The 23,883-nt window shown below is 64.6% G+C and carries 23 protein-coding genes; 17 read left to right on the plus strand and 6 right to left on the minus strand.

Annotation, left to right across the window (positions count from 1 at the left end; all coding sequences use genetic code 11):
- Positions 1 to 223 precede the first annotated feature (223 nt).
- The gene (ileS, locus tag FJ428_RS26055) at positions 224 to 3,187 is read left to right on the plus strand and encodes an isoleucine--tRNA ligase (RefSeq protein WP_140880475.1); all 2,964 of its coding nucleotides are present in this window, start codon (positions 224 to 226) and stop codon (positions 3,185 to 3,187) included.
- 202 nt (positions 3,188 to 3,389) lie between these two features.
- Positions 3,390 to 4,067 carry a hypothetical protein gene (locus FJ428_RS26060; RefSeq protein WP_140494227.1) on the plus strand — a complete coding sequence of 226 codons (678 nt, stop codon included), beginning with the start codon at positions 3,390 to 3,392 and terminating at the stop codon, positions 4,065 to 4,067.
- A gap of 43 nt (positions 4,068 to 4,110) precedes the next feature.
- Here the strand turns inward: FJ428_RS26060 and FJ428_RS26065 are convergent, their stop codons facing one another.
- Complete coding sequence (locus FJ428_RS26065; RefSeq protein ID WP_140522168.1) at positions 4,111 to 4,560, minus strand: nucleoside deaminase; 450 nt, start codon at positions 4,558 to 4,560, stop codon at positions 4,111 to 4,113.
- A gap of 182 nt (positions 4,561 to 4,742) precedes the next feature.
- On the opposite strand from FJ428_RS26065, the gene FJ428_RS26070 reads away from it, so the two are divergent.
- From FJ428_RS26070 to FJ428_RS26090, 5 genes are all read left to right on the plus strand, one after another.
- Positions 4,743 to 6,800: a pseudouridine synthase gene (locus FJ428_RS26070; RefSeq protein WP_140880476.1), complete on the plus strand. Its 2,058-nt coding sequence runs from the start codon at positions 4,743 to 4,745 to the stop codon at positions 6,798 to 6,800.
- Positions 6,797 to 7,351, plus strand: a complete 555-nt coding sequence (gene rsmD / locus FJ428_RS26075) for a 16S rRNA (guanine(966)-N(2))-methyltransferase RsmD (RefSeq protein ID WP_140624605.1) — start codon at positions 6,797 to 6,799, stop codon at positions 7,349 to 7,351. The genes FJ428_RS26070 and rsmD overlap by 4 nt, the downstream gene beginning before the upstream one ends.
- A 140-nt stretch (positions 7,352 to 7,491) precedes the next feature.
- Entirely contained in the window at positions 7,492 to 8,874 is a 1,383-nt protein-coding gene (locus FJ428_RS26080; RefSeq protein ID WP_140557097.1) for a pitrilysin family protein, read from the plus strand.
- A 2-nt stretch (positions 8,875 to 8,876) separates the two neighbouring features.
- Positions 8,877 to 10,253 (plus strand): pitrilysin family protein, encoded by a 1,377-nt coding sequence (locus tag FJ428_RS26085; protein ID WP_181167395.1) that lies wholly within the window; start codon positions 8,877 to 8,879, stop codon positions 10,251 to 10,253.
- Complete coding sequence (locus FJ428_RS26090; RefSeq protein ID WP_140521662.1) at positions 10,250 to 11,119, plus strand: patatin-like phospholipase family protein; 870 nt, start codon at positions 10,250 to 10,252, stop codon at positions 11,117 to 11,119. Before FJ428_RS26085 ends, FJ428_RS26090 begins: the two co-directional genes overlap by 4 nt.
- Positions 11,120 to 11,216: 97 nt before the next feature.
- Here the strand turns inward: FJ428_RS26090 and FJ428_RS26095 are convergent, their stop codons facing one another.
- Positions 11,217 to 11,759, minus strand: coding sequence for a dihydrofolate reductase family protein (locus FJ428_RS26095; RefSeq protein WP_140880477.1), 543 nt, complete (start codon positions 11,757 to 11,759; stop codon positions 11,217 to 11,219).
- A gap of 171 nt (positions 11,760 to 11,930) precedes the next feature.
- On the opposite strand from FJ428_RS26095, the gene FJ428_RS26100 reads away from it, so the two are divergent.
- Entirely contained in the window at positions 11,931 to 12,830 is a 900-nt protein-coding gene (locus FJ428_RS26100) for an HNH endonuclease (RefSeq protein WP_140515558.1), read from the plus strand.
- Positions 12,831 to 12,867: 37 nt separating this feature from the next.
- On the opposite strand, the gene efp is transcribed toward FJ428_RS26100, so the two are convergent.
- A complete protein-coding gene (gene efp / locus FJ428_RS26105; protein ID WP_140494213.1) occupies positions 12,868 to 13,437 on the minus strand; it encodes an elongation factor P in 570 nt (189 codons plus the stop codon).
- Positions 13,438 to 13,560: 123 nt separating this feature from the next.
- On the opposite strand from efp, the gene epmA reads away from it, so the two are divergent.
- Entirely contained in the window at positions 13,561 to 14,607 is a 1,047-nt protein-coding gene (epmA, locus tag FJ428_RS26110) for an EF-P lysine aminoacylase EpmA (protein ID WP_140560524.1), read from the plus strand.
- A 26-nt stretch (positions 14,608 to 14,633) separates the two neighbouring features.
- On the opposite strand, the gene FJ428_RS26115 is transcribed toward epmA, so the two are convergent.
- A complete protein-coding gene (locus FJ428_RS26115) occupies positions 14,634 to 15,050 on the minus strand; it encodes a VOC family protein (RefSeq protein ID WP_140494209.1) in 417 nt (138 codons plus the stop codon).
- 157 nt (positions 15,051 to 15,207) lie between these two features.
- Between FJ428_RS26115 and FJ428_RS26120 the strand changes: the two genes are divergently transcribed.
- The 6 genes from FJ428_RS26120 to lpxK all read left to right on the plus strand — a co-directional run bounded on the left by FJ428_RS26120 (position 15,208) and on the right by lpxK (position 20,806).
- Positions 15,208 to 16,551, plus strand: a complete 1,344-nt coding sequence (locus FJ428_RS26120; RefSeq protein WP_140494207.1) for a TldD/PmbA family protein — start codon at positions 15,208 to 15,210, stop codon at positions 16,549 to 16,551.
- Entirely contained in the window at positions 16,538 to 17,341 is an 804-nt protein-coding gene (locus FJ428_RS26125) for a 3'(2'),5'-bisphosphate nucleotidase CysQ (protein WP_140521672.1), read from the plus strand. Before FJ428_RS26120 ends, FJ428_RS26125 begins: the two co-directional genes overlap by 14 nt.
- A 76-nt stretch (positions 17,342 to 17,417) precedes the next feature.
- Positions 17,418 to 17,663: a DUF4170 domain-containing protein gene (locus tag FJ428_RS26130; protein ID WP_140494203.1), complete on the plus strand. Its 246-nt coding sequence runs from the start codon at positions 17,418 to 17,420 to the stop codon at positions 17,661 to 17,663.
- A 5-nt stretch (positions 17,664 to 17,668) separates the two neighbouring features.
- Complete coding sequence (locus tag FJ428_RS26135; RefSeq protein WP_140521674.1) at positions 17,669 to 18,460, plus strand: lysophospholipid acyltransferase family protein; 792 nt, start codon at positions 17,669 to 17,671, stop codon at positions 18,458 to 18,460.
- Positions 18,457 to 19,773 carry a lipid IV(A) 3-deoxy-D-manno-octulosonic acid transferase gene (waaA, locus tag FJ428_RS26140; RefSeq protein WP_140494199.1) on the plus strand — a complete coding sequence of 439 codons (1,317 nt, stop codon included), beginning with the start codon at positions 18,457 to 18,459 and terminating at the stop codon, positions 19,771 to 19,773. Before FJ428_RS26135 ends, waaA begins: the two co-directional genes overlap by 4 nt.
- Before the next feature lies 1 nt (position 19,774).
- On the plus strand, positions 19,775 to 20,806 hold the full coding sequence (gene lpxK / locus FJ428_RS26145) for a tetraacyldisaccharide 4'-kinase (RefSeq protein ID WP_140880478.1): 1,032 nt from the start codon (positions 19,775 to 19,777) through the stop codon (positions 20,804 to 20,806).
- A gap of 92 nt (positions 20,807 to 20,898) precedes the next feature.
- On the opposite strand, the gene FJ428_RS26150 is transcribed toward lpxK, so the two are convergent.
- Positions 20,899 to 21,132, minus strand: a complete 234-nt coding sequence (locus FJ428_RS26150; protein ID WP_140494196.1) for a DUF2093 domain-containing protein — start codon at positions 21,130 to 21,132, stop codon at positions 20,899 to 20,901.
- 124 nt (positions 21,133 to 21,256) lie between these two features.
- On the opposite strand from FJ428_RS26150, the gene FJ428_RS26155 reads away from it, so the two are divergent.
- Entirely contained in the window at positions 21,257 to 21,847 is a 591-nt protein-coding gene (locus tag FJ428_RS26155; protein ID WP_140880479.1) for a hypothetical protein, read from the plus strand.
- Between the two features lie 116 nt (positions 21,848 to 21,963).
- Here the strand turns inward: FJ428_RS26155 and FJ428_RS26160 are convergent, their stop codons facing one another.
- Complete coding sequence (locus FJ428_RS26160; RefSeq protein ID WP_140521676.1) at positions 21,964 to 22,890, minus strand: LysR family transcriptional regulator; 927 nt, start codon at positions 22,888 to 22,890, stop codon at positions 21,964 to 21,966.
- A 93-nt stretch (positions 22,891 to 22,983) separates the two neighbouring features.
- Between FJ428_RS26160 and FJ428_RS26165 the strand changes: the two genes are divergently transcribed.
- Positions 22,984 to 23,877, plus strand: a complete 894-nt coding sequence (locus tag FJ428_RS26165; protein ID WP_140521678.1) for an EamA family transporter — start codon at positions 22,984 to 22,986, stop codon at positions 23,875 to 23,877.
- Positions 23,878 to 23,883 lie beyond the last annotated feature (6 nt).

The raw sequence follows: 23,883 nt of genomic DNA on the forward strand, positions 1-23,883 counted from the left end.
TTCGGGCTTTCCAAGCTGGCCCACCTCGTTTAAAAGCGCGGCCATGACAGTGGTCTCGCGTTCCGTCGCGATTACGATACGAATTACCAGCCCGGTGTTCCGGACGGCCTGAGAGCTGTCGGAGCCGCCGGGAATCTTGCGCGCGACCCCTCGCGCTTTTTCCAGATCATGATAGTTCAGGCCCGAGCTCCCTTGCCGCCGGGCAATCCACAATGGCAGATCAATGACCGATACAGCTGAAACGATCGACTATTCCAAGACGCTTTACCTGCCGCAGACGGACTTCCCGATGCGTGCCGGTTTGCCCGAGAAGGAGCCGGTGCTGGTCCAGCGCTGGCAGGAGATGGATCTCTACCGCAAGTTGCGCGAGGCCTCCGCCGGTCGCCCGAAATACGTGCTGCATGACGGCCCGCCTTATGCCAACGGCAACATCCATATCGGCCATGCGCTGAACAAGATCCTCAAGGACGTCATCAACCGCTCCTTCCAGATGCGCGGCCGCGACGCCAATTACGTGCCCGGCTGGGACTGCCACGGCCTGCCGATCGAATGGAAGATCGAGGAGCAGTACCGCGCCAAGGGCAAGAACAAGGATGAGGTGCCGGTCAACGAATTCCGCAAGGAATGCCGGGATTTCGCCGCTCACTGGATCGGCGTTCAGGGGGCGGAATTCCAGCGCCTTGGCGTCATCGGCGACTTCAAGAATCCGTATACGACCATGGCCTTCCACGCCGAGGCGCGTATCGCCGGCGAACTGTTGAAATTCGCCATGTCGGGCCAGCTCTATCGCGGCTCCAAGCCGGTGATGTGGAGTGTCGTCGAGCGCACCGCGCTCGCCGAGGCCGAGATCGAATACCAGGATTATGAGTCGGATACGATCTGGGTGAAGTTCCCCGTCGCCAGTCTGGTGCGCCCCGTCGCTGACGGAGAGGCCGCACTGACCGAGGGCGCTCTCGATCTGCTGCAGGCCCACGTCGTCATCTGGACGACGACGCCCTGGACGATCCCCGGCAACCGTGCCGTCAACTATTCGCCGCGCATCAACTACGGCCTCTACGAGGTCACGGCAGCCGAGAACGCCTTCGGCCCGCAGCCGGGCGAAAAGCTGATCTTTGCCGATACACTGGCTGAAGAGGCTTCGGTCAAGGCCAAAGTCACCTTGAATCGTCTTCGCAGCGTGTCGGCGCAAGAGCTTGGAAGTCTTACGCTTTCGCATCCCTTCAAGGGTCTTGAAGGCGGCTATGAGTTTCCGGTGCCCATGCTTGCCGGCGACCATGTCACCGATGATGCGGGCACCGGGTTCGTTCACACGGCGCCGGGCCATGGTCGCGAGGATTTCGACGCCTGGATGGACGCGGCCCCGGACCTGCGCGCGCGCGGCGTCGACACCGCGATCCCGTTCACCGTCGACGATGCCGGCTTTTTCACCAAGGACGCGCCGGGCTTCGGTCCGGATCGTGAGGGTGGCGCGGCGCGCGTCCTTGACGACAACGGCAAGAAGGGCAATGCCAACCAAGCGGTCATCGATGAGCTGATCAAGCGCAACGCGTTGTTCGCGCGCGGTCGGCTGAAACACTCCTATCCGCATTCCTGGCGGTCGAAGAAACCGGTCATCTTCCGCAACACGCCGCAATGGTTCGTTTACATGGACAAGGACCTCGGCGACGGCACGACGCTGCGCAGCCGTGCGCTGAAGGCGATCGACGACACCCGTTTCGTGCCGGGGGCGGGGCAGAACCGCATTCGCGCCATGATCGAGGAACGGCCCGACTGGGTGCTGTCGCGCCAGCGCGCCTGGGGCGTGCCGATCGCGGTCTTCGCCGACGCCGACGGCAATGTGCTCCAGGACGAGGCGGTCAACCAGCGCATCATGGACGCTTTCGAGAAAGAGGGCGCCGATGCCTGGTTCGCCGCCGGCGCCAAGGACCGTTTCCTCGGCAATCACGATGCCTCCAGATGGAAACAGGTGACGGACATCCTCGACGTCTGGTTTGATTCAGGCTCGACTCACGTGTTCACGCTGGAGGATCGTCCCGATCTCAAATGGCCGGCCGACGTTTATCTCGAAGGCTCCGACCAGCATCGCGGCTGGTTCCACTCCTCACTGCTCGAAAGCTGCGGCACCAGGGGCAGGGCGCCTTACAACACCGTCGTCACCCATGGTTTCACCATGGACGAGGACGGCCGCAAGATGTCGAAGTCACTCGGCAACACCGTCGTCCCGCAGGACGTGATCAAGCAGTCCGGCGCGGACATCCTGCGCCTGTGGGTGGTGACGACCGACTATTGGGAAGACCAGCGCCTCGGCAAGAACGTGCTGCAAACCAACATCGACGCCTACCGCAAGCTGCGCAACACCATCCGCTGGATGCTGGGCACGCTCGCCCACGACGATGGCGAGGAGGTGCCGCTGGAAGGGATGCCGGAGCTGGAACGGCTGATGCTGCATCGCCTCGCCGAACTCGATGAGGTGGTGCGCCAGGGCTACGATGCCTTCGAGTTCAAGCGCATCACCCGTGCGCTCCTCGATTTCATGGTGGTCGAGCTGTCGGCCTTCTATTTCGATATCCGCAAGGACGCGCTCTACTGCGATGCGCCGTCGAGCGCGAAGCGCAAGGCCTCGGTGCAGGTGGTGCGCCACCTTTTCGACTGTCTGGTGAGATGGCTGGCGCCGATGCTGCCCTTCACCATGGAAGAGGCCTGGCTCGACCGCCACCCCGATGCCGTCTCGGTGCATCTCGACCAGTTCCCGGCGATCCCGGAAAACTGGAAGAACGAGGCGCTGGCGGAAAAATGGCGTAAGGTGCGGCAGGTGCGCCGCGTCGTCACCGGTGCGCTGGAAATCGCGCGTGCCCAGAAGGTGATCGGCTCGTCGCTGGAAGCGGTTCCCGTCGTCACCATCGACGATGCGGCGCTCGAGGCGGCGATATCGGATGTCGACATGGCCGAAATGGCGATCACCAGCGATCTCATCATCGCCCATGGCGAGGTGCAACAAGGCGCCTTCACGCTCGAAGACGTCAAGGGCGTCGCCGTGGTGATCGAAAAAGCCGAGGATCGCGGCCTGGTCAAATGCGCGCGGTCGTGGCGTTACACCGCCGATGTCGGGCAGGATCCTGCCTTTCCCGATGTCTCGGCGCGCGACGCCGCCGTGCTGCATGAGCTTAAGGCGCTCGGTCGGCTTTGAAGGCCAGGCATATCGGTGCACAAATGCCACGCCGGTCGGTGCAAATCCGTCCGCGCGTTGCCCTTAACGAGTGGTTGAGGTAAACACGCGAAACTCCGGAAGACAAATTGTCGCCGGATTTTCGTCGCAAGTGCTTGGACACGGGGACCGGACCTTGGGGCCGGCGGCGATCGAGAGGCTGTCTAGAGTGGGACTTTTTGGCATGACCGAGAGATTTAACGCGCGCCTCGCGCTGTTGGCGCCGCTTGTCGCATCGGGGCTCGCTCTGTCCGGCTGTGTCGGTTCTCCGACCTACGGCACGGACAAGACCGCCGGCGAACAATTGGCCGGCGATCTCACCGGCGCTTTTTCGTTCGCCCCCAAGCGCAAGGAACACATCGATTACAAGCCGCGTCCCACCCTGGTGAAGCCGGCGCCTGGTCAGAAGGAAGCGCTGCCGGCGCCACAGGATAGCATCGAGACCGCAAGCGCCGAATGGCCCGAATCGCCCGAGCAGCGCCGTGCCCGCCTGCGCGCCGACGCCACCGCCCACCAGGATGATCCGTCCTACCAGTCGCAGATCGTCGACGACGTGCAGACCGATCCGGCCTCGGTGAAGAAGGCGATGGAAGAATCCGGCTCGAGTCACCCGCCGCGCTGGACGCCTGCCGATTCCGACAAGGGCCGCGCCGCCGATATCCAGCGCCGCCTTGCCGAAAGCAAGCAGGGCGATCCGAATACCCGCAAATATCTGAGCGAACCGCCCCTTGCCTATCGCGTCGCATCCGGCACGGCGCCGCAAAACGAACTCGGCGAAGACGAGTACAAAAAGGAACGCCGCCTGAAGAGAGAGGCGGAAGGCAAGAAGGGTGGCTGGTTCGACTGGCTGCCGTCCCTGTAAAAAGCGGGGCGCATTTGCTTTGCTGACGGGTATCGCACCCCGTTCAGTCGCGGCGTTCCCGAAAGAAATCCTTCAGCAGCAGGGCCGATTCGGCCTCCGCGATGCCCGCATAAATGTCGGGCGTGTGATGGCAGGTCGGCGAAGCGAAGAAGCGCACGCCGTTGACCACCGCGCCGCCCTTTTCGTCCGCGGCGCCAAAGTAGAGCCGGCGCAACCTGGCGAAGGAGATGGCGCCGGCGCACATGGCGCAAGGCTCCAGCGTCACATAGAGATCGTGTCCGGTGAGCCGCTCGCTCGACAGCCTTCGGCAGGCTTCGCGGATGGCCAGCATCTCGGCATGGGCCGTCGGATCGGCAAGCTCCCGGGTGCGGTTGCCGGCACTGGCCACGACCGTGCCGGCGCTGGCGATGACGGCGCCGACCGGCACTTCGCCGCGCGAGGCTGCCGCTTGCGCCTCCTCCAGCGCCAGCGCCATGAAATCGGGCCGCTTCACGCGGGCTTCCATTCCGATTATCTCCTCGCCACTCGCCGGTGATCCTGTTATTGAGCGCATAACCTCGAAAATCGGGTACGGTTTTCGGAAATGATCATGCGCCAAATCAAAAATGCTACAGCGTTCGTTGCGCGCCCGAAAGGATGCGCCACGCTGTAGCAGCGCAAACGGACAAAGGCCACATGGACGACAACGACAAGAAATCTCCGCGCCAGAAGGGTCCGGGCAAAAGCGGTCCGAAACCGGCGGGCGCGCGTGGGCGCGATGCCGGCAAAGGCGGCAAGCCAGCCTTCGGCGCCAAGAAACCGTTTGCCAAGCGTGGCGACGGCGGCAAGCCCTTCGAAAAGCACGAAGGGCCGCGCAAACCCTACGCGCCGCGCGGTGAGCGGCCGATGGCCGCCGATGGCGAACGGCCCCAGAAGCGTGAGTACAAGCCGCGCGAAGGCGGCGAAGGCGGGCGCCCGGAGCGGCCCTTCAACAAGGGTCCGCGTCCGCAAGGCAAGCCTTATGAAAACCGCGAAGGCCCGCGGAAGCCCTACGCACCGCGCGGCGAGCGTCCAATGGCCGCCGATGGCGAACGGCCACAGAAGCGTGAGTACAAGCCGCGCGAGGGCGGGGAAGGCGGGCGCTCGGAGCGGCCCTTCAACAAGGGTCCGCGTCCGCAAGGCAAGCCTTATGAAAACCGCGAAGGCCCGCGCAAGCCGTATGCACCGCGCGGCGAGCGGCCAATGGCGGCTGAAGGTGCGACGGGTGAAAGACGCTTCGATCGTCCTAAGCGTGATTTTGCCGATCGGCCCAAGCCCGACTTCTCTGACCGTCCGAAGCGCGATTTCGCAGACCGTCCGAAGCGCGATTTCGCTGCCGACCGGCCGCAAGGCGGTTTCAAGTCCCGTCCGCGTCCTGCGGAGGCGCCCGAGGAAGCCGGCGAGCGGATCGCCAAGCGGCTGGCTCGCGCCGGGCTTGCCTCGCGCCGCGACGCCGAGGAGTTGATCGCGGCCGGCCGCGTCAAGGTCAACGGCCGGGTTCTGTCTTCGCCGGCTTTCAATGTGATGCCGGGCGACATCATCCATCTCGACGGCATGGAGATCCCGCCGATCGAGCGCACTCGGCTGTTCCTGTTCCACAAGCCTGCCGGTGTCGTGACCACCAACCGCGACCCCGAGGGCCGCAAGACCGTCTTCGACGTGCTGCCGGCTGAATTGCCCCGGCTGATGACCATCGGCCGGCTCGACATCAACACCGAAGGCCTGCTGCTGCTGACCAATGATGGCGGCCTGTCTCGCGTGCTCGAACTGCCGGCCACCGGCTGGCTGCGCCGTTACCGGGTGCGCGTCCATGGCAAGGTCGAGGAAAGTGCGCTTGCGGGTTTGCGCGAAGGCATTGCCGTGGACGGCGTCTTCTATGGCGCCATCGAGGCGAGCCTCGATCGCGAGCAAGGCTCGAACGCCTGGCTGACGATCGGCTTGCGCGAGGGCAAAAACCGCGAGGTCAAGAACATTCTCGGCGCGCTCGGCCTCGACGTGACGCGGCTGATCCGCATCTCCTACGGCCCGTTCCAGCTCGACGAGCTCCCCGAAGGCCATGTGCTGGAGATCAAGGGCAAGGTGTTGCGCGATCAGCTCGGCGAACGCCTGATAGAGGAATCCGGTGCCAATTTCGATGCCGAGATAACAAAGCCGTTTTCCAACTTGCCGGTGCGGCGGGTCGAGCTGCGGCGTGAGGAGGCCGAGCGGCCGAGATTTTCGCGCGAGGGTGACCACCGGCCGATCGGCGAGGGCGGCCTGATCAAGAACCGCAAGCGCCGCGAAGGCAGCCGTGACGAGGCGCTGGGCAAACTGTCGACCAGCCCCGACAGAGGCGCGAGGCCGGAAAAAAGCTTTGGCGACCGCGGCCCGAGACCCGAACGCGGTAGCTTCGGCGACAAGCCGCGCGGTGGTTTTGGCGGCAAACCGGGCGGCAAGAAATCCGAGCGCGAGCAGCGGCCGATCGAGCCGCCCGGCCAGCGCAAGGCCAATGTCTGGATGGCGCCGGGCGCGCGCCCAATCGGCAAGGGCAGGGCGGAGGCGGATGCTGCCAAAGCCGCTGAGGCCAAGGCCCGTAAGGCGTCTTTCAAGCCGGCCTATGGCAAGCCCGGCGGCAAGCCGGGCGGCCCCAAGCCGTTCGGCAAGCCGCGTGGCGAACGTCCGGGCGGCGGCGGCGAGCGGCCGCGCGGCGGTTTCAAGGGTCCAAGGGCGAAATGAGGATCGTCGGCGGCGAGTTTCGCGGGCGCCCGCTGGCGACGCCCCGCGGCAGCGCCATCCGCCCCACCACTGACCGCACCCGCGAGGCTGTTTTCAATGTGCTGGCGCATCGCTTTGCCGATCGGTTGCAGGGCGCGCGCGTGCTCGACCTGTTCGCAGGCACGGGCGCTCTCGGGCTCGAGGCGCTGTCGCGCGGCGCGTCCTATGGCGTCTTCATCGAGGAGTCGGCCGAAGGCCGCGGCCTGATCCGCGACAATGTCGAGGCCTTCGGCCTGACCGGCCGCACCAAGATATTTCGGCGCGACGCAACGGCTCTGGGCGAGGCCGGCACGCTGGCGCCGTTCGACCTCGTTTTCGCCGATCCACCCTACGGCAAGGGTCTTGGCGAACGCGCGCTGAGGTCGGCCAAGCAAGGCGGCTGGCTGCGTCCCGGCGCGCTGTGCGTGGTCGAGGAGGCAGCGGCGGCGCCTTTCGAGCCGGGACCGGGATTTTCAGTTGTCGACGAGCGCCACTATGGCGAGACGCTGATCCGGCTTGTCGAGGCCGCCTGAGTTAAGCTTCATTTGCGGGCGAAGATGGAATGCGAGCCCTCTTCCCAGGGGAGCAGGTCGTGCCATGCCAGTAATCAACAATTCACTTTCACAACATCGGCTCGCCGCCTATCGTCCGTCATGAGAAACCGGAGCCATTGATGACATTTCAGGCTGAATGGCTGCGCAAGACGCTCTTGGCCACATCGCTGGCTTTGGTCATTGCCGGACTGGCCCCGGCGACCTTCGCCGCCGACAAGCGGCCGGCCGAGTTCAAGGTAACGGATTTTCTGCTCGACAATGGCATGGAAGTGGTCGTCATTCCCGACCATCGCTCGCCGATCGTCACCCATATGGTGTGGTATAAGGTGGGCAGCGCCGACGAGCCGCCAGGCAAATCCGGCATCGCCCACTTCTTCGAGCATCTGATGTTCAAGGCGACGGCCAATCACGCCGCCGGCGAGTTCGACCGCGCCGTCTCCGACATAGGCGGCTCCAACAACGCCTTCACCTCCTACGACTACACCGCCTTCCACGAGACGGTGGCGCCGTCGGCGCTCGAGCTGATGATGAGCTTCGAGGCCGACCGTATGCGCAACCTCATCCTCACCGACGATGTCATCAAGACCGAGCGCGACGTCATCCTGGAGGAGCGCCGTTCGCGCATCGACAACAGTCCCGAGGCGGTGCTCGAAGAGGAACTCGACGCCACGCTGTGGCAGAACCAGCCCTACCGAATTCCGGTCATTGGCTGGATGCAGGAGATGGAGCAGTTGAACCGCACCGACGCCATCGCCTTCTACAACAAATACTACCAGCCCAACAACGCGGTGCTGATCGTGGCCGGTGACGTCGAGCCCGACACGGTCAAGGCTCTGGCCGAGAAAACCTACGGCAAGATCGCGCGCGGGCCCGACCTGCCGCCGCGCGTCCGCCCGGTCGAGCCGGAGCAGAACACCAGGCGCACGGTGACGCTGTCCGACGCCCGCGTCAGCGTGCCGAATTTCTCCACCCAATGGGTGGTGCCGTCCTACCACACGGCCAAGCCCGGCGAAGCCGAGGCGCTCGACCTGCTGGCGGAAATACTGGGCGGCGGCAACCGCAGCCGGCTCTATCAGGCGCTGGTGGTCAGGCAAGGCATCGCTTCCAACGCCGGGGCCTATTTCCAGGGCACCATGCTGGACGACACCAACTTCACCGTCTATGGCACGCCGCGCGGCGACGCCAGGCTCGTCGATGTCGAGGCGGCCGTCGACGCGGAGGTCGTGCGCATCGCCAGGGAAGGCGTCACCGTCAAGGAGCTGGACAAGGCCAAGGACCGCTATGTCCGCTCGATGGTTTTCGCCCGCGACAAACAGGATTCGATGGCCAATATCTATGGCGCCGAGCTTGCCACCGGCGGCAATGTGCAGGACATCGAGCAATGGCCGGAGCGCATCCGCAACATCACTCCCGGCGAGATCAAGGCCGTCGCCGCGCGCTATCTGGTGCTGGCCCGGTCGACGACCGGCTATCTCTTGCCGCAGCAACAGGCGGGGAATTGATGATGAAGAGCGAGCAACACGGCTCTTTCCCGTCTCCCAAACGGGGAGAAGGGAGGGCACGCGCAGCGCTTGTCACTTTGCTCCTTTCCATCTTCTTCCTGGTCCTGCCGGCGCTTGCCGCCCGCGCCATGGACATCCAGCAGGTCACCTCGCCCAAGGGCGTCACCGCCTGGCTGGTCGAAGACTATTCGGTGCCGATGGTGGCCATCCGTTTCGTCTTTGGGGGCGGCTCGACGCAGGATCCGCCGGGCAAGGAAGGGCTGGCCAATCTGATGACCGGTCTGTTCGACGAAGGCGCAGGCCCTCTGGACAGCGACGCCTTCCAGGTGAAGCTCGACGACGCCGGCGCCGAGATGAGCTTCGAGGAGACCCGCGACGGCATCTACGGTTCCATGCGCATGTTGGCCGAGCAGCGCGACGAGGCGTTCGACCTGCTGCGGCTGGCGGTCAACGAGCCGCGTTTCGACCAGGCGCCGATCGATCGCATCGGCGCTCAGATCCTGTCCGGCATCATCGCCGGAGAGAACGACCCCGACACGATCGCGCAGGACAGATGGGCGCGCGCGCTCTATGGCGATCATCCTTATTCGCGCTCCGATCAGGGCACCAGGCAGAGCATCGCCGCCATCACGCGGGACGATCTGAAGGCGCTGCACAAGGCCGTCTTCGCGCGGAGCGGGCTGCATGTCGCGGTGGTCGGCGCCATCGACCCGGAAACGCTGAAGAAGAAACTGGACATGGTGTTCGGCGGGCTGCCGCAGAACCAGGCGCTCGCGCCGGTTGCCGACGTCGAGCCGAATCTGGCGCGGCATATCGAGGTCGACTACGACCTACCGCAGACCTCGCTTCAGCTTGCCTGGCCTGGCGTGAAGCGCAAGGCGGCGGATTTCTTCCCTGCGGTTCTGATGAACGAGATTCTCGGCGGCGGCACCTTCACCTCGCGCCTGTTCCAAGAGGTGCGCGAGAAGCGCGGGCTGGCCTACAGCGTCAATTCCTCGCTCATCAACCAGGACCATGCCGACGCTCTGATCGTCACCACCGGCACACGATCGGACCGGGCCGCCGAAACCCTTGGCATCGTGCGGGACGTGGTCAAGCGGCTTGCCGAGGACGGCCCGACCGACGCGGAACTGGCGGCGACCAAGAAATACATGATCGGCGCCTACGCCATCAACAACCTGGACTCCTCCAGCGCCATCGCCGCGACCCTGGTCGAGCTGCAGCTCGACGACCTCGGCGTCGATTACATTCAGCGCCGCACCGGCCTCATCAACGCGGTGACACTCGACCAGGTCAAGGCCGCGGCGAAGAAGCTTTTGTCGGCCGAGCCGACCATCATGGTCGTCGGACCGCCCTTGGCCGGAGCCAACAAGGGATGAACCTCACCTTCGGCATCGCCTTTGGCGGCGGCGGCGCGCGCGGTCTGGCGCATATCCATGTCATCGAGGCGCTGGACGAGCTGGGCATCAGGCCGGTCGCAATCGCCGGCTCGTCCATCGGCGCCATCATGGGCGCCGGCATGGCCTCCGGCATGACCGGCAAGGACATCCATGATTATGCCCGCTCGATCCTCGGCCGCCGCGCCGAGGTGGCGAGCCGCATGTGGCGGGCGCGGCCCGGCACCATCGCCGAGGCCATGCAGGCCGGCATCCGCGTCAGCCAGTTCAATGTCGAGCGCATCCTCAAGGCCTTCCTGCCCGAAGCCATTCCCGAAACCTTCGCCGAGCTGAAAATCCCGCTGAAGGTGACGGCGACGGACTATTTCGGCCACAAGCTGGCCGTGTTCGCCGAAGGCGACCTGCATTCGGCGCTAGCGGCTTCAGCGGCCATTCCTGCCGTGTTCCGCCCGGTGATGCGCGACGGCCGGCTGCTGATCGACGGCGGCATCTACAACCCTGTGCCCTTCGACCTGATCGAGGATGATGCCGACATCATCATAGGCGTCGACGTGGTCGGCGCGCCGGAAGAGGCCGACCACAGGCGGCCGACCTCCGTCGACCTGATGTTCGGCGCCACTCAATTGATGATGCAGTCGATCATCGCCAACAAGCTGAAGCAGTGCCAGCCCGACATCCTGATCCGCCCGGCGGTGTCCAAATACCGCGTGCTCGACTTCCTCAAGATCGAGGTCCTGATGACCGAGACGGCGGATATCAAGGACCAGCTGAAGCGCGAGGTGGAGAGGGTTGTGGAGGCTAGGGAAAGTGCTGCTGTCGAGCAAAGACGGGGAAAGCAGACCGGGTGACGCGAGGTCCACACGTTGCCTCACGTCACCGCTATAGTTTTGATCCCGAAAGCCAGGCGCCCTCCAGTCCTCTCTGGAAGAAGGGCACTCTAACCGATTACGATTTCGCCAGCACCGGCGCATACTCCAGCGCCACCACCCCATTGCTGAATGGCTTGGCGGAAATCAACTCAAACGACACCGGATCGCCGGCCGGAAACAGCTTTTTGCCTTGGCCAACGGTGCCGGGGTAGCTCAGCAGCCTGACGCGGTCGACCAGACCATGGCGCAACAGTTCCTGCGCGACGTTGAGGCTGCCATGCACATAGATGTTGCCGCCGCTACCTAGCTTCAGTGTCCTGACCGCCTCCGGCAGCGGCCCCCTGAGCAGCTCGGCCGGTTTCCAGTCGAGCACCTTCAAACTGCTGGACGCGACGTATTTCGGCAGCGCGTTGAACCGGTCGGCGAAGTCTCCGGTTTCGCTCGGCCACGAGCCGGCGAAAATCTCGTAGGTTGTGCGTCCCAAAAGCATGGCGCCGCTGTCAGCCAGCTCGTCCTCCTTGAACCTGTTCATCTCGTCGTTCCAGGTCACGCCAGGCAGTTTCTCGACTTCGGCGATGCCATCGACGCTGATGAATTCGGTGACGATAAGCTTTCTCATTGGCGTTCTCCTTCTTCACCCAAAGGACGAACTGCGCGAGCCATTTGCGACAGCTCTGTAAAAATCCGGGGAAGTTTATCGGAGAGGGGAGTTTCTCAAGGTAGAGTAAGCTCCCAAGATCGAGTTTTGGTGCTACATCTCCACGGATATCCCCCAAGCTGCAGGAAGATAATGGGATTCGGGGTCTTCATTCACCGGTCAGATTCGATCTACGATGACAGTCCCGCTGAGCGATATCAGTTTCCTAGCCAGTATCTGCGTCGTGTGGAAGCATGCGTCGGTGACTGGATCATCTACTACGAACCTAGCAAAGTAGACGATACCCGTGGCTATTTCGCCGTAGCCAAGGTCCAGCAGGTTCTCCCAGATCCAGTAGCGCCTGGTATGTATCTGGCTCTGATTGAGCCGGGAACCTACCTCGATTTGGCCACTCCTGTTCCCTTCAATGGGACGGATGGTCTCGTTGAACGCGGCCTGCTTAACGACCAAGGAAGGATTTCTGGTCGCGCCCAATCGGCCGTCCGACCAATCAGTCCAAGCGACTTCAATCGCATTATCGATCTGGGCTTTGACGACCATGAGCCGTTGCTGCCACGTGTGGATCAGATCGGCATTTCATCCGGGTTTCAGGACGAAAAGGCTCCATTCCAGTTCGAGGAGGGCCGTAGTCGTGTAAGCTATATCGGATCGCGAATTGTGCGGGATCGCATTTTTCGTCGCGTTGTCTTGCGCGCCTATGACGAGCGTTGCGCGATCTCAGGTCTCAAGTTGATAAATGGCGGCGGCCGGGCGGAAGTTTCTGCCGCCCACATTCGACCGGTTGAAAAGAACGGACCCGACATCGTCAACAATGGCATCGCGCTATCCGGCACAGCGCATTGGATGTTCGATCGCGGATTGATCAGCCTGTCCGATGATCTGGAAATACTGGTATCAAGGCAGGTTAACGACCTGGAGAGTGTGCAGGGATTCATAAACAGGAGCCGCCGCGCGCTTCCACCCCGTCGGCAGGTCGAGCGCCCACATCCTCGCTTCCTGCAATGGCATCGCGAACACTGTTTCAAACAGTGAGGCGGCGCTGGCTTCCGGGTAGACGTAAGAGTTCGCCTCAGTCCTTCGCGCGCTCCACATAGGACCCATCGGCCGTCATCACCACCACGCGGGTGCCTGGCGCGATATGCGGCGGCACGGCGGTGCGCACGCCGTTGGAGAGCAGGGCGGGCTTGTAGGAAGAGGACGCCGTCTGGCCCTTGGTCGTGGGCTCGGTCTCGACCACTTCGAAGGTGGCCCGCTGCGGCAGCACCAGGGAGATGGCGATGCCGTTGAACTGCGAGACCTGAACCGGCATACCTTCCTGCAAATAGGGGGCGGCATCGCCGACGACGGCTTCCGACACCGCCACCTGGTCGTAGGTCTCGGGGTTCATGAAGTGATAGCCTTCGCCGTCGGCGTAGAGGAAGGTGTGCTCGCGCTCCTCGACATAGGCGCGCTCCACCTGTTCGGTGGTGCGGTAGCGTTCCGAAACCTTCACCCCGTCGCCGATGCGGCGCATGTCGAGCTGCGTCACGGGCGTGCCCTTGCCTGGGTGGATGTTTTCGGCAAAGAGGATCACATAAAGCTTGCCGTCCTTGTCGACGACATTGCCTTTGCGGAGCGAACTGGCGATGACTTTCACCACGGTTTTTTATCCTGCGAGAGTTGACGGGCGTTTGCCGGCTTGCGCGGCGCTGGATGGGGGCCTAGCGCATCTCGGCGCGAACCGCCAGCCCCCAACGCGAACCAGCGCGCCTTCAAACCGCCCATGACCGCCGCTTCGCCCTGGTGGACGCCGCATGTGCATGCCGATCGCCGTTCGCGCCTGATGCTGCGCAACGGCCTTGCCGCCGCCTTGCGCGACTGGTTCGCCCGTCGCGATTTCATCGAGGTGCAGGCATCGGCCCTGCAGATATCGCCCGGCAACGAGGCGCATCTGGCGGCCTTCGCAACCGAGGCGGTCGCGCCGGACGGGCAGCGCAAGCCGCTCTATCTGCACACGTCGCCGGAATTCGCCTGCAAGAAGCTGCTCGCTGCCGGCGAGACCAGGATCTTCAGCTTCGGCCCGGTCTATCGCAACCGCGAGCGTGGCCCTTTGCACCATCCCGAATTCACCATGCTCGAATGGTACAGGGTCGGCGAAACCTATGAGAGCCTGATGCGGGATTGCGCGGATCTGCTGGCGCTGGCCGCGACAAGGGCAGGGGCCACGCGCTTCAGCTTTCGCGGCCGCGACTGCGATCCTTTCGCGGAGCCGGAGCGGCTGACGGTGGCGGACGCCTTCGCGCACCATGCCGGGATCGATCTGCTTGCGACGGTCAGCGCCGACGGCATCACCGACCGCGATTCGCTCCATCAGGCCCTGACCGGTGCCGGCCTGCGTACCGCGCCCGACGACGGCTGGGCCGACCTGTTCAGCCGGGTGATGGTGGAGAAGATCGAGCCCAATCTCGGAATCGGCCGCGCGACCATCCTTTGCGAGTACCCGGTCGCCGAGGCGGCTCTGGCGCGACCGAGCCCACGCGACCCCCGCGTCGCCGAGCGCTTCGAGCTCTATTGCTGCGGCGTCGAACTTGCCAACGGCTTCGGCGAGTTGACGGACGCCGAGGAGCAGCGCCGGCGCTTCATCATGGAAATGGACGAGAAAGAGCGCGTCTATGGCGAGCGCTATCCGCTGGACGAGGATTTTCTCGCGGCACTCGCGGTCATGCCACAGGCCAGCGGCATCGCGCTCGGCTTCGACAGGCTGGCGATGCTGGCCACGGGCGCGCAAAAAATCGAGGATGTGATCTGGACGCCTGTTGCCGGGTCCTGAGTCCGCGCGCCACGGCTTGCACCATGTCAATGCGCGAAAATCTGCTCCAGCGAACGAAAGCCCTTGAATTCCAGCGCGTTGCCCGAGGGATCGCGGATGAACAGCGTCGCCTGTTCGCCGGGCTCTCCCTTGAAGCGGATCATCGGCCGCTCCAGCCAGTCTATGTCGGCGCGTGCTTCCAGCCGCGCGGCAAGCCGCTGCCAGTCATCCATCAAAAGCACGGCGCCGAAATGCGGGATCGGCACCGCCATGCCGTCGACCTTGCCGTCGCTGGCAGCCGGCGCGGCCGGTGGCCGCAGATGCGCCGACATCTGGTGGCCGAACAGGTCGAAATCGACCCAGGTCTCCGAAGAGCGGCCGATGGCGCAACCCAGCACCTCGCCATAGAAAGCGCGTGTTTCATCGAGATCACGGACCGGGAAGGCAAGATGGAAAGGCGTCATTGGAAATGCTCCGTGCTGGCGATGCGGTGCCGCGCTTCGCGATGGGCGGCTGAACCGATGCATTTTGATTGAAGCTTGTGCCATTGCACAAGCCGGACCGGAACAATAGATGGGGGACGGCGGCTCTCGGGCCAGCCGCAACAGCAGGATCACGCGCATGAGCGATATATCGGACGCATCAAGATTGACCGACCGCGTCGCGGCCCTGGTCGAGGCTGCCAAAAAAGCTGGCGCCGATGCCGCGGATGCCGTCGCGGTGCGTGGCCGCTCGACCGGTGTGTCGGTGCGGCTGGGCAAGGTCGAAAACACCGAGGCGTCGGAAGGCGACGACGTTTCGCTGCGTGTCTTTGTCGGCCAGCGGGTGGCAAGTGTTTCCGCGACTGCCGCGTCCGATCCGAAGGCGCTTGCCGAACGTGCCGTCGCCATGGCCAGGGTCTCTCCCGAAGATCCCAACCAGGGCCTCGCGGATCCGGCGCTGCTGGCCAGGCAGACGCGCGATCTCGACCTGTTCGATGCAACAGAAGTATCGGCCGACCAGTTGAAGGAAGCGGCACTGGCCGCGGAAGCGGCGGCTCTGGCCGTCAAAGGCGTGACCAATTCGGCGGGCAGCAATGCCAGCGCCGGGCTCGGAGGGCTGGTATTGGCCACCTCGCACGGCTTCCTCGGCCATTATGTCGCCTCGCGCTTCTCGCGCTCCACGAGCGTCATCGCCGGCGAGGGTACCGGCATGGAGCGCGATTATGAATTCTCCTCGCGCCAGCATTTTGCCGACCTGGATGCGCCGGAAGACATAGGCCGCAAGGCCGGGGAACGCGCCGTGCGCCGGCTCGGCGCGCGCAAGGCCGCGACCGGACCGGTCGACGTGGTGTTCGATCCGCGCGTGGCGCGCGGCATTGCCGGCCATCTCGCGGGCGCCATCAACGGCGCTGCCGTCGCGCGCAAGACGTCGTTCCTGCGCGACATGATGGGCAAAAAGGTGGCTGCATCGGCCATTACCGTCACCGACGAGCCGCTGAGGCGGCGCGGCCAGGCCTCGCGTCCGTTCGACGGCGAAGGCGTTGAAGGCGACAAGCTTTTGATGATCGAGAACGGTGTGCTCAACCACTGGTTCCTGTCGACCTCGGCGGCGCGGGAACTGGGTCTCGTTACCAATGGACGCGGTTCGCGCAGCGGCTCGTCCGTCTCGCCGTCTTCGACCAATCTTGCCATCGAGCCGGGCGAGCGCTCGCCGGAAGAACTGATCGCCTCGCTCAAGACGGGCTTCTACGTCACCGAGGTGTTCGGGCAAGGTGTCGACATGGTGACCGGCGAATACAGCCGCGGCGCATCCGGGTTCTGGATCGACAACGGCCAGCTTGCCTATCCCGTCGCCGAAGTCACGATCGCCTCCAATTTGAAGACGATGTTCCTAAACATGGTGCCGGCAAGCGATCTCGATCGCAATTTCGGCACCGCCGCCCCCACGTTGCTGATCGAAGGCATGACCCTTGCCGGAGCATGATCTGACCACGACCGGCGCCACGGAGGATCTGCCGCTGCTGCGCGATGCTGCCCGCGAGGCGGGTGCCATCGCGATGCGCTACTTCGGCAACAGTCCGCAAGTCTGGATGAAAGGCGGCACGTCGCCGGTCAGCGAGGCCGATCACGCCGCCGATGCGTATTTGCGCCAGACCCTGCTTGCGGCGCGACCGGATTATGGCTGGCTCTCCGAGGAGACGGTCGACGATCCAGTGCGGCTTTCGGCGCGCCGAACCTTTGTCGTCGATCCGATCGACGGCACCCGCGGCTTCCTGGAAGGCCAGCGCACCTGGTGTGTCAGCGTCGCCGTCGTGGAGCATGGCCGTTCGCTTGCCGGCGTGCTCGAGTGTCCGGCGCTTAACGAGACTTACTGGGCGCTGCCTGGTCAGGGCGCCTTCCGTAACGGCAGGCGCATCGCGGTGCGCCAGCCCGGCGACAAGGCCGAAATTTCCGGATTGAAGCAGTTGCTCGACAGGATACCGGCCGGCTGGCAGGAACGGCTGAAGCGGGCGCCCTACAGCCCTTCGCTTGCCTATCGCCTGGCAATGATCGCCAACGGCACGCTCGATGCCACTTTCGTAAAGCCGAACGCGCACGACTGGGATATCGCCGCCGCCGACCTTATCCTGCGCGAGGCGGGCGGCCAGTTGCTCGACCCGCATGGCCGCGCGCCGCTCTATGCCGGCGAGGTGACCCGCCACGGCGCGCTCGCCGCCGGCAGCGGTGAACTGCTGGCGGTGCTCGTGGGCGTCATTGCCGGACTGGATGATTGAAAGCATTATCGAAGGTTCCAAAGTCGGCGGCTTTGGTCTAGACCTGTCACAAACTCACAATATGTGAAGGACCGAAATGGCCGCGGAAGACGGAAAGAAACAGCTTTTGCACCTGGTGTTCGGCGGCGAACTGAAGAAGCTTGGCGGCACCGAATTCCGCGATCTTGACGCGCTCGACATCGTCGGCATCTATCCCGACTATCAATCCGCCCATACGGCATGGAAAGCCAAGGCGCAGGCCAGCGTGGACAATGCCCATATGCGTTATTTCGTCGTGCACCTGCATCGGCTCCTGGACCCCGACCACAAGGCTGTCGGTTGACTTCGATGGATAATGATCTGGCGAAAGCGCCGCCCGGCCAGGCTACGCCGACGGGCAGGGGCCGCAGCCGCGCCACCAAGGCCTTCTGGCGCAGGATCCGCAAGCCGCTGGCGCAGTCGCGATTCGTCAAGAACATCATCGTCGGCCTGCTGGCGCAGTTCGTTCGGCTGGTGCGCCTGACCAACCGCGTCGTCGACGGCTCGGCGAAATTGACCGGCGGTGCCTATGCCCAGTTCGAGCCCGGCATCATTGCGCTCTGGCACGGCCAGCATCTGTTGACGCCGGCCTACTACCCCAAGGGCAGGCCGCTCGTCGCCATGGTGTCGCGCAGTGCCGATGCCGAACTCAACGCCCTGATGATCGAGAGATTCGGCATCGAGGCCGTACGCGGCTCCGGCGGGCGCGATAATGCCAAACATCTCGACAAGGGCGGCGCCAAGGCACTGATCGCCCTGAAAAAGTCGCTCGTCGCCGGCAAGAACGTCGCCATGATCGCTGACATCCCCCATGGCACGCCGCGCGATGCGGGGCTTGGCATCGTGCTCCTGGCGCGGCTCTCCGGCCGGCCGATCCTGCCGGCGGCCATTGCCACCAGCCGCCGCAAGGTGCTGGAGAAGAGCTGGGACAAGACGACCATCAACCTGCCGTTCGGCCGCTCGTCCATCATCATCGGTACACCGGTTTTCGTGCCGGCCAATGCCGATGACGCCGAGATGGAGCGCAAGCGCCTCGAAGTGACGGCCTCGCTCAATGCCGCGACCGCCGAGGCCTACCGTCTCGTGGATGCCCCGCGATGAGCGGTCGCTGGGCGCGTACCATGCTGACGGCATATCGTTTGGCGGGCGCTGTCGCCTATCCGCTGGTCGGACCCTATGTTGCCTGGCGCACCTCGCGCGGCAAGGAAGACCGCAACCGCCGCCGCGAACGCTACGGCGTCGCCGGCCGGCCTCGCCCCGATGGGCCTGTTATCTGGATCCACGCCGCGAGCGTCGGCGAAACCATAGCTGTCGTTCCCCTGGTCGAGAGCATACTCGACTACGGCGTCAATATCGTGCTGACGACCGGCACCGTAACGTCGGCCAAGGTCGCCGACGAGAGATTGGGCGACCGCATCATCCACCAGTATGTGCCGCTCGACCTCAAGCCGGCGGTCAGCCGTTTCCTCGACCACTGGAAGCCGGATCTGGCGATCATCGCCGAATCGGAGATCTGGCCGATGACGATTCTCGAGCTTGGCGCCCGCCACGTGCCGCAGGTTCTGGTCAATGGCAGGCTGTCCGACCGCTCCTTCACGTCCTGGAAGAAGCGCCCCAACATCGCCGAGGCGCTGTTCGAGAACCTTGCCCATGTCGTTGCCCAGTCCGATGTCGACGGCGAGCGTTTCCGCGCGCTCGGCGCCCGGCCGGTAACCGTTTCCGGCAATCTCAAGGTCGACACCAACCCGCCGCCCGTCGACGAACGGGCGCTGGCCACCTTGCAGCGGCAGATTGGCGGCCGTCCGACCTGGGCGGCGATCTCGACCCATGACGGCGAGGAAGTGGTTGCCGCCGAGGTTCATGCGATGCTGCACAAGCGTCACCACGGCCTGCTGACGATCGTCGTCCCGCGCCATCCCGACCGCGCCGGGGCCCTGGCCGAGCAGATTTCCGGCATGGGCCTCAAGGTAGCGCGGCGCAGCAAGGCCGACAGGATCGGGCCCGATGTCGACATCCTGCTCGGCGATACGATCGGCGAGATGGGACTCTATCTCAGGATGACCGAGATCGCCTTTGTCGGCCGTTCGCTCACCTCTGAAGGCGGCCAGAACCCGCTCGAGCCAGCCATGCTCGAGACGGCGGTCCTTGCCGGACGCAACGTGCAGAATTTCCGCGAGGCCTACCAGCGCCTGCTCGACAGCGGCGGCGCCAAGCTGGTGCGCGACCGCGACATGCTGGCCGGTGCGGTCAACTTCCTGCTCACCAACGAAGTCGCGCGCCATGAGATGATGGCGGCCGGCGCCGCGACCGTCGATGAGATGCGCGGCGCGCTGGCGCGCACGCTGAAGTCGCTTGAGCCCTATATCCAGCCGCTGGTCGTCAAGGCGCGCCTGAAGGGCGCGAACGGGCGGTAAAATGGCCTCCGAAGCACCGCCGTTCTGGTGGGAGGAGCCGGACTGGCGCGTTTTCGCGCTGTCGCCGCTGTCGGCCGCCTATGCATTCGTCGCCGGCCGTGGCATGCGGCGGGCCAGGCGCGAGAAGATCGAAGCGCCGGTTCTGTGCATCGGCAATTTCACCGTCGGCGGGACGGGCAAGACGCCGGTGGCGATCGCCATGGCCGAACACGCCAGGCGCATGCGGCTCAAACCCGGTTTCCTCTCGCGCGGCCATGGGGGCTCCTTCGCCGAGCCGCATGTCGTCGACATCAAACACGACAGCGCCAGGCATGTCGGTGACGAGCCGCTGCTGCTGGCCGAACACGCGCCCGTGGCAGTGACGCCGCACCGCGCTGCCGGAGCACGGCTGCTCATGGAAAACCATGGCTGCGATTTCCTGATCATGGATGACGGTTTCCAGAGCGCGCGCATCCATATCGACTATGCGCTGGTCGTCGTCGACGCGCGCTACGGCATTGGCAACGGCCGTGTCATCCCGGGCGGACCGCTCAGGGCCAGGGTCGTCGATCAGCTGGTCTTCACCAGCGGGTTGCTGAAGATGGGTGACGGCACCGCCGCCGACGCGGTGGTGCGCCAGGCGGCGCGCGCCGGCCGGCCGATCTTCGAGGCTCACACCGAGCCGAGCGGCAAGGAGCGCCTCGCCGGCAAACGTTATCTTGCCTTCGCCGGCATCGGCCACCCCGAGAAATTCTTCGACACGGTAGGGGAGGCCGGCGGCGAGGTGGCTTTGAAGCGGCCGTTTCCGGATCATCATTTCTACGCCGAGGATGAGCTTGCTGAACTGGCGGCCACCGCGCGCGCCGAAGGGCTCGGCCTCATCACCACCGCCAAGGATGCCGCCCGGCTGCGCCACGGCGCTTCGAAGGACTTTCTCGATCGTCTCGACGTGCTGGAAATCGACGCGGTCTTCGAACTCGACCACGTTCCCGAACGTATCATCGAGGAGACGCTCGATGCCTGGCGCCAGCGTAAGCTTAAGCTTAAGGGCTAAGGCGTTCAGCCTTCGATGGAATCGCCGACCCGCTCTGCTTCTTGGTTTTTACGCAACGGCGGACAGAAACGGCTGCGCATTCCGGGATTTGCTCAGCTTCGCTTGCGCAATTCCGGATGCGCCTCGATCTCGCGGCGCAATGAGGCCGCGGCGTTGATGTAGGGCTCCTGCCTCTCAACGCTCCAGTACTTCAGCTCGTCGAGCGGAATGCTTTCGCCGGTCACCGCGCAGCGCACGAACGCGCCCGGGCTCGTCACCTGGAAGTCGCCGTCGAGATAGCGAATACGGGCTTCCTTGCCGCCGGGGCCTTCGAAACGGTTCATCATGCTTTGGTGCCGAGCTTCATGCCGAGTTCATCGCCACAAATTGCCGGCAAGGTCAAGCATGGGACAAGCTCGAGGCAATGCTGATATCCTATTTGATGAGCCGAAGAGTACCATTGGTGGGGACATGATGGACATTTCTTCCGCTCGGCTGGCTTCCTTGCTCAAGGAGGCGATGACGCCGCAGGCGGTGCCGTCGGCGAAACCCGATGCGCTCAAGGCAGCGCTGGTCAAGATGGCCATGCAACCGCCGCTGCCGGCCTTGCGCCCGCAACCGCCCTTGGAAGCGCTGGCGGCCCTGCCGCCCGCGTCGGCCGAGACGTCGCAGCAATTGGCCGCACCGCAGATCGTACGGGCCTATCAGGCGGCGATGGAGCCGGATATGGACACCGCCGGAAAGGCCGTTTCCGAGATTGCGGCGCGCAAGCAGACGTCGCCAGGCGACGAGGCTCAGCGCGGCGTGCCAGTGGCCGTCACAAGAGCCGAAGACGGCGGCGCTGCCCGGCCCGCGCCGCTCTCGTGGCCGGCGTTCATCTCGCCGCGGGTATTCGTCGTGCAAAAGGCGTCAGCCGACAATGTGGTGCCGGGGCGCATGACCGGCCAACCAAAGGGAGCCGCACCGGGGAATCGCGAACAAGGCGCGGTCGGCATCGGCCCCATCGCAACGGGCCTGCTGGTTGCCGCGCTCATTGCATTTGTCTGGTTGGCCATTCGCTAAAGCAAGTGTGTACGGTTTTCCCGGGAAAAGCGCGTAGCGCTTTCCCTATGGAATTGCGCAAAACAAAGACATAGAGCGGTTCGCCGTTTCCGTGAAACGGTGAACTGCTCTGAAACCTACGTGTCGGCTTCGATGAAGTGTTCGATCTTTTCCGCCGACACACCGGCCTGCGCCGCGATGCGGCGCGACAGGTCGGCGGCAGCGGCGCGGGGCCTCCCGGCGGGACGATCTAGCCAGTAGGAGACGGGATTGAGCACAACGCGGTCGTCGACGGCCACGACGCGCCCCGACCGTATCTGGTGTTCGGTGAGCGGCGGGCGCGCCAGGGCGATGCCCAGGCTGTGCGCCGCGGCATCGAGCACCAGATTGTAGTCTTCGAAGCGGCGATCCTGCGGGCGCGGCCGGTAATCCATGTCCCGCGCGGCGAACCAGGCGCGCCAGCCGGATGCGTCGGAATCGTTGATCAGCGGGAATTTGAGCAGCCGGGCCGGGTCGCCGCCACCGATCTCAGGCGCGAGGCTCGGCGAGGCGATCGGAAACAGATACTCCTCGAACAACTGCATCGAAACGCGGCCCGGGATGCGGCCGCGTCCGCAGCGCACCGACAGATCGATGCCTTCATCGGCGAGATCGGCCTGGCGGTTATCGACATCCAGCACGATGCGCAGGCGGGTGGGATCATTCTCAAGCGCCGCCATGCGTGGCATCAGCCATAGGCCGCTTACCGAGGGGATCGAGGCCAGCCGCACCACTGCGGTGCCGCGCGGTTCAACCCAGCGGTCCGAATTGACCGAGATCAACGCGAAGGCTTCGGTGGTCCTGAGATGCAGGCGATTGCCTTCGTTCGTCAGCGTCACGCCGCGCGCCCCGCGTTCGAAAACCTTCAGGCCAAGCCAGCCCTCCAGCTTGGCGATCTGCCGGCTGATAGCGCCATGGGTGAGATTGAGCCTCTGCGCGGCTGCCGAAAAACTCCCCGTGCGTGCCGCTGCATCGAAGGCGCGCAGTGTCTCGAGCGGCAAGATGTCGTCTAAGCTGTGATCCATAGTCACAGCTGACCCTCGATTTGGTCGTTTGTCAATTGGTCCGAAAAAGCGTTTTCTCCCCATCGAGAGGCGAAAGAACGGGAGGACGATGAGATGAGGGCGATGACGAGCACGTTGAATCCAGCACAGCGGATGGACACCACCGCGGCCGTAGCGGTGGCGCTGACGGTGATTGGCTGGGCCTCGGCCTTTCCGGCGATCCGGGCTGGCCTCGCCGCGTTCGGGCCGCTCGAACTCGGCGCCCTGCGCTTTGCCATCGCCGCGGTACCTGCGGCGATCTTCCTTGCTGTCAGGCGGCCGACGCTGCCGCGCATAGGCGAGTTGTGGCGCCTGGCCTTTGGCGGCGCCGTTTTCGTCGCGCTCTACACCGCCATGCTCAATTTCGGCGAACTGACGGTTTCGGCCGGTGCTGCCGGATTCATCATCAATGTCAGCCCGATCTTCACCGCCATCATGGCGATGGCGCTGCTCGGCGAACGATTCTCGACGATGGCCTGGGTCGGCACCGCCATTTCCTTCAGCGGCATCGGCATTATCGCCATGGCCGACGGACAGGGCCTGCATTTCGACACGGGTGCGCTTCTGGTGCTGGGATCAGCGCTCTGTTCGGCCGTCAACACCATCGTGCAGAAGCCGCTGTTCGCCCGCCACCATCCACTGACCATCGCGGCCTCGAATATGGTGCTCGGCGCGCTCTGCCTGGCGCCCTTCCTGCCGGCAGCTTTTTCGCAGGCGGCGGTCGCCGATATGGCGGGGCTGGGGGCGGTCATCTATCTCGGCGTCGTGCCGAGCCTGATCGCCTATGCCGCCTGGGCGACGGCGCTTTCGCGCTTGCCTGCGGCGCGTGCCTCGAACTTCCTTTATCTGGTCTCTCCCATGTCCGCCCTGATCGGCTTCTTCTGGCTGGGCGAAGTCCCGATGCTGCTCGGCCTGCTTGGCGGCGCGCTGGCGCTAGGGGGCGTCATCGTAGTGAATTTGAAGAGGTGAACCAGG

It is taken from the genome of Mesorhizobium sp. B2-8-1 (genome assembly GCF_006440955.1).
Lineage (GTDB): Bacteria > Pseudomonadota > Alphaproteobacteria > Rhizobiales > Rhizobiaceae > Mesorhizobium.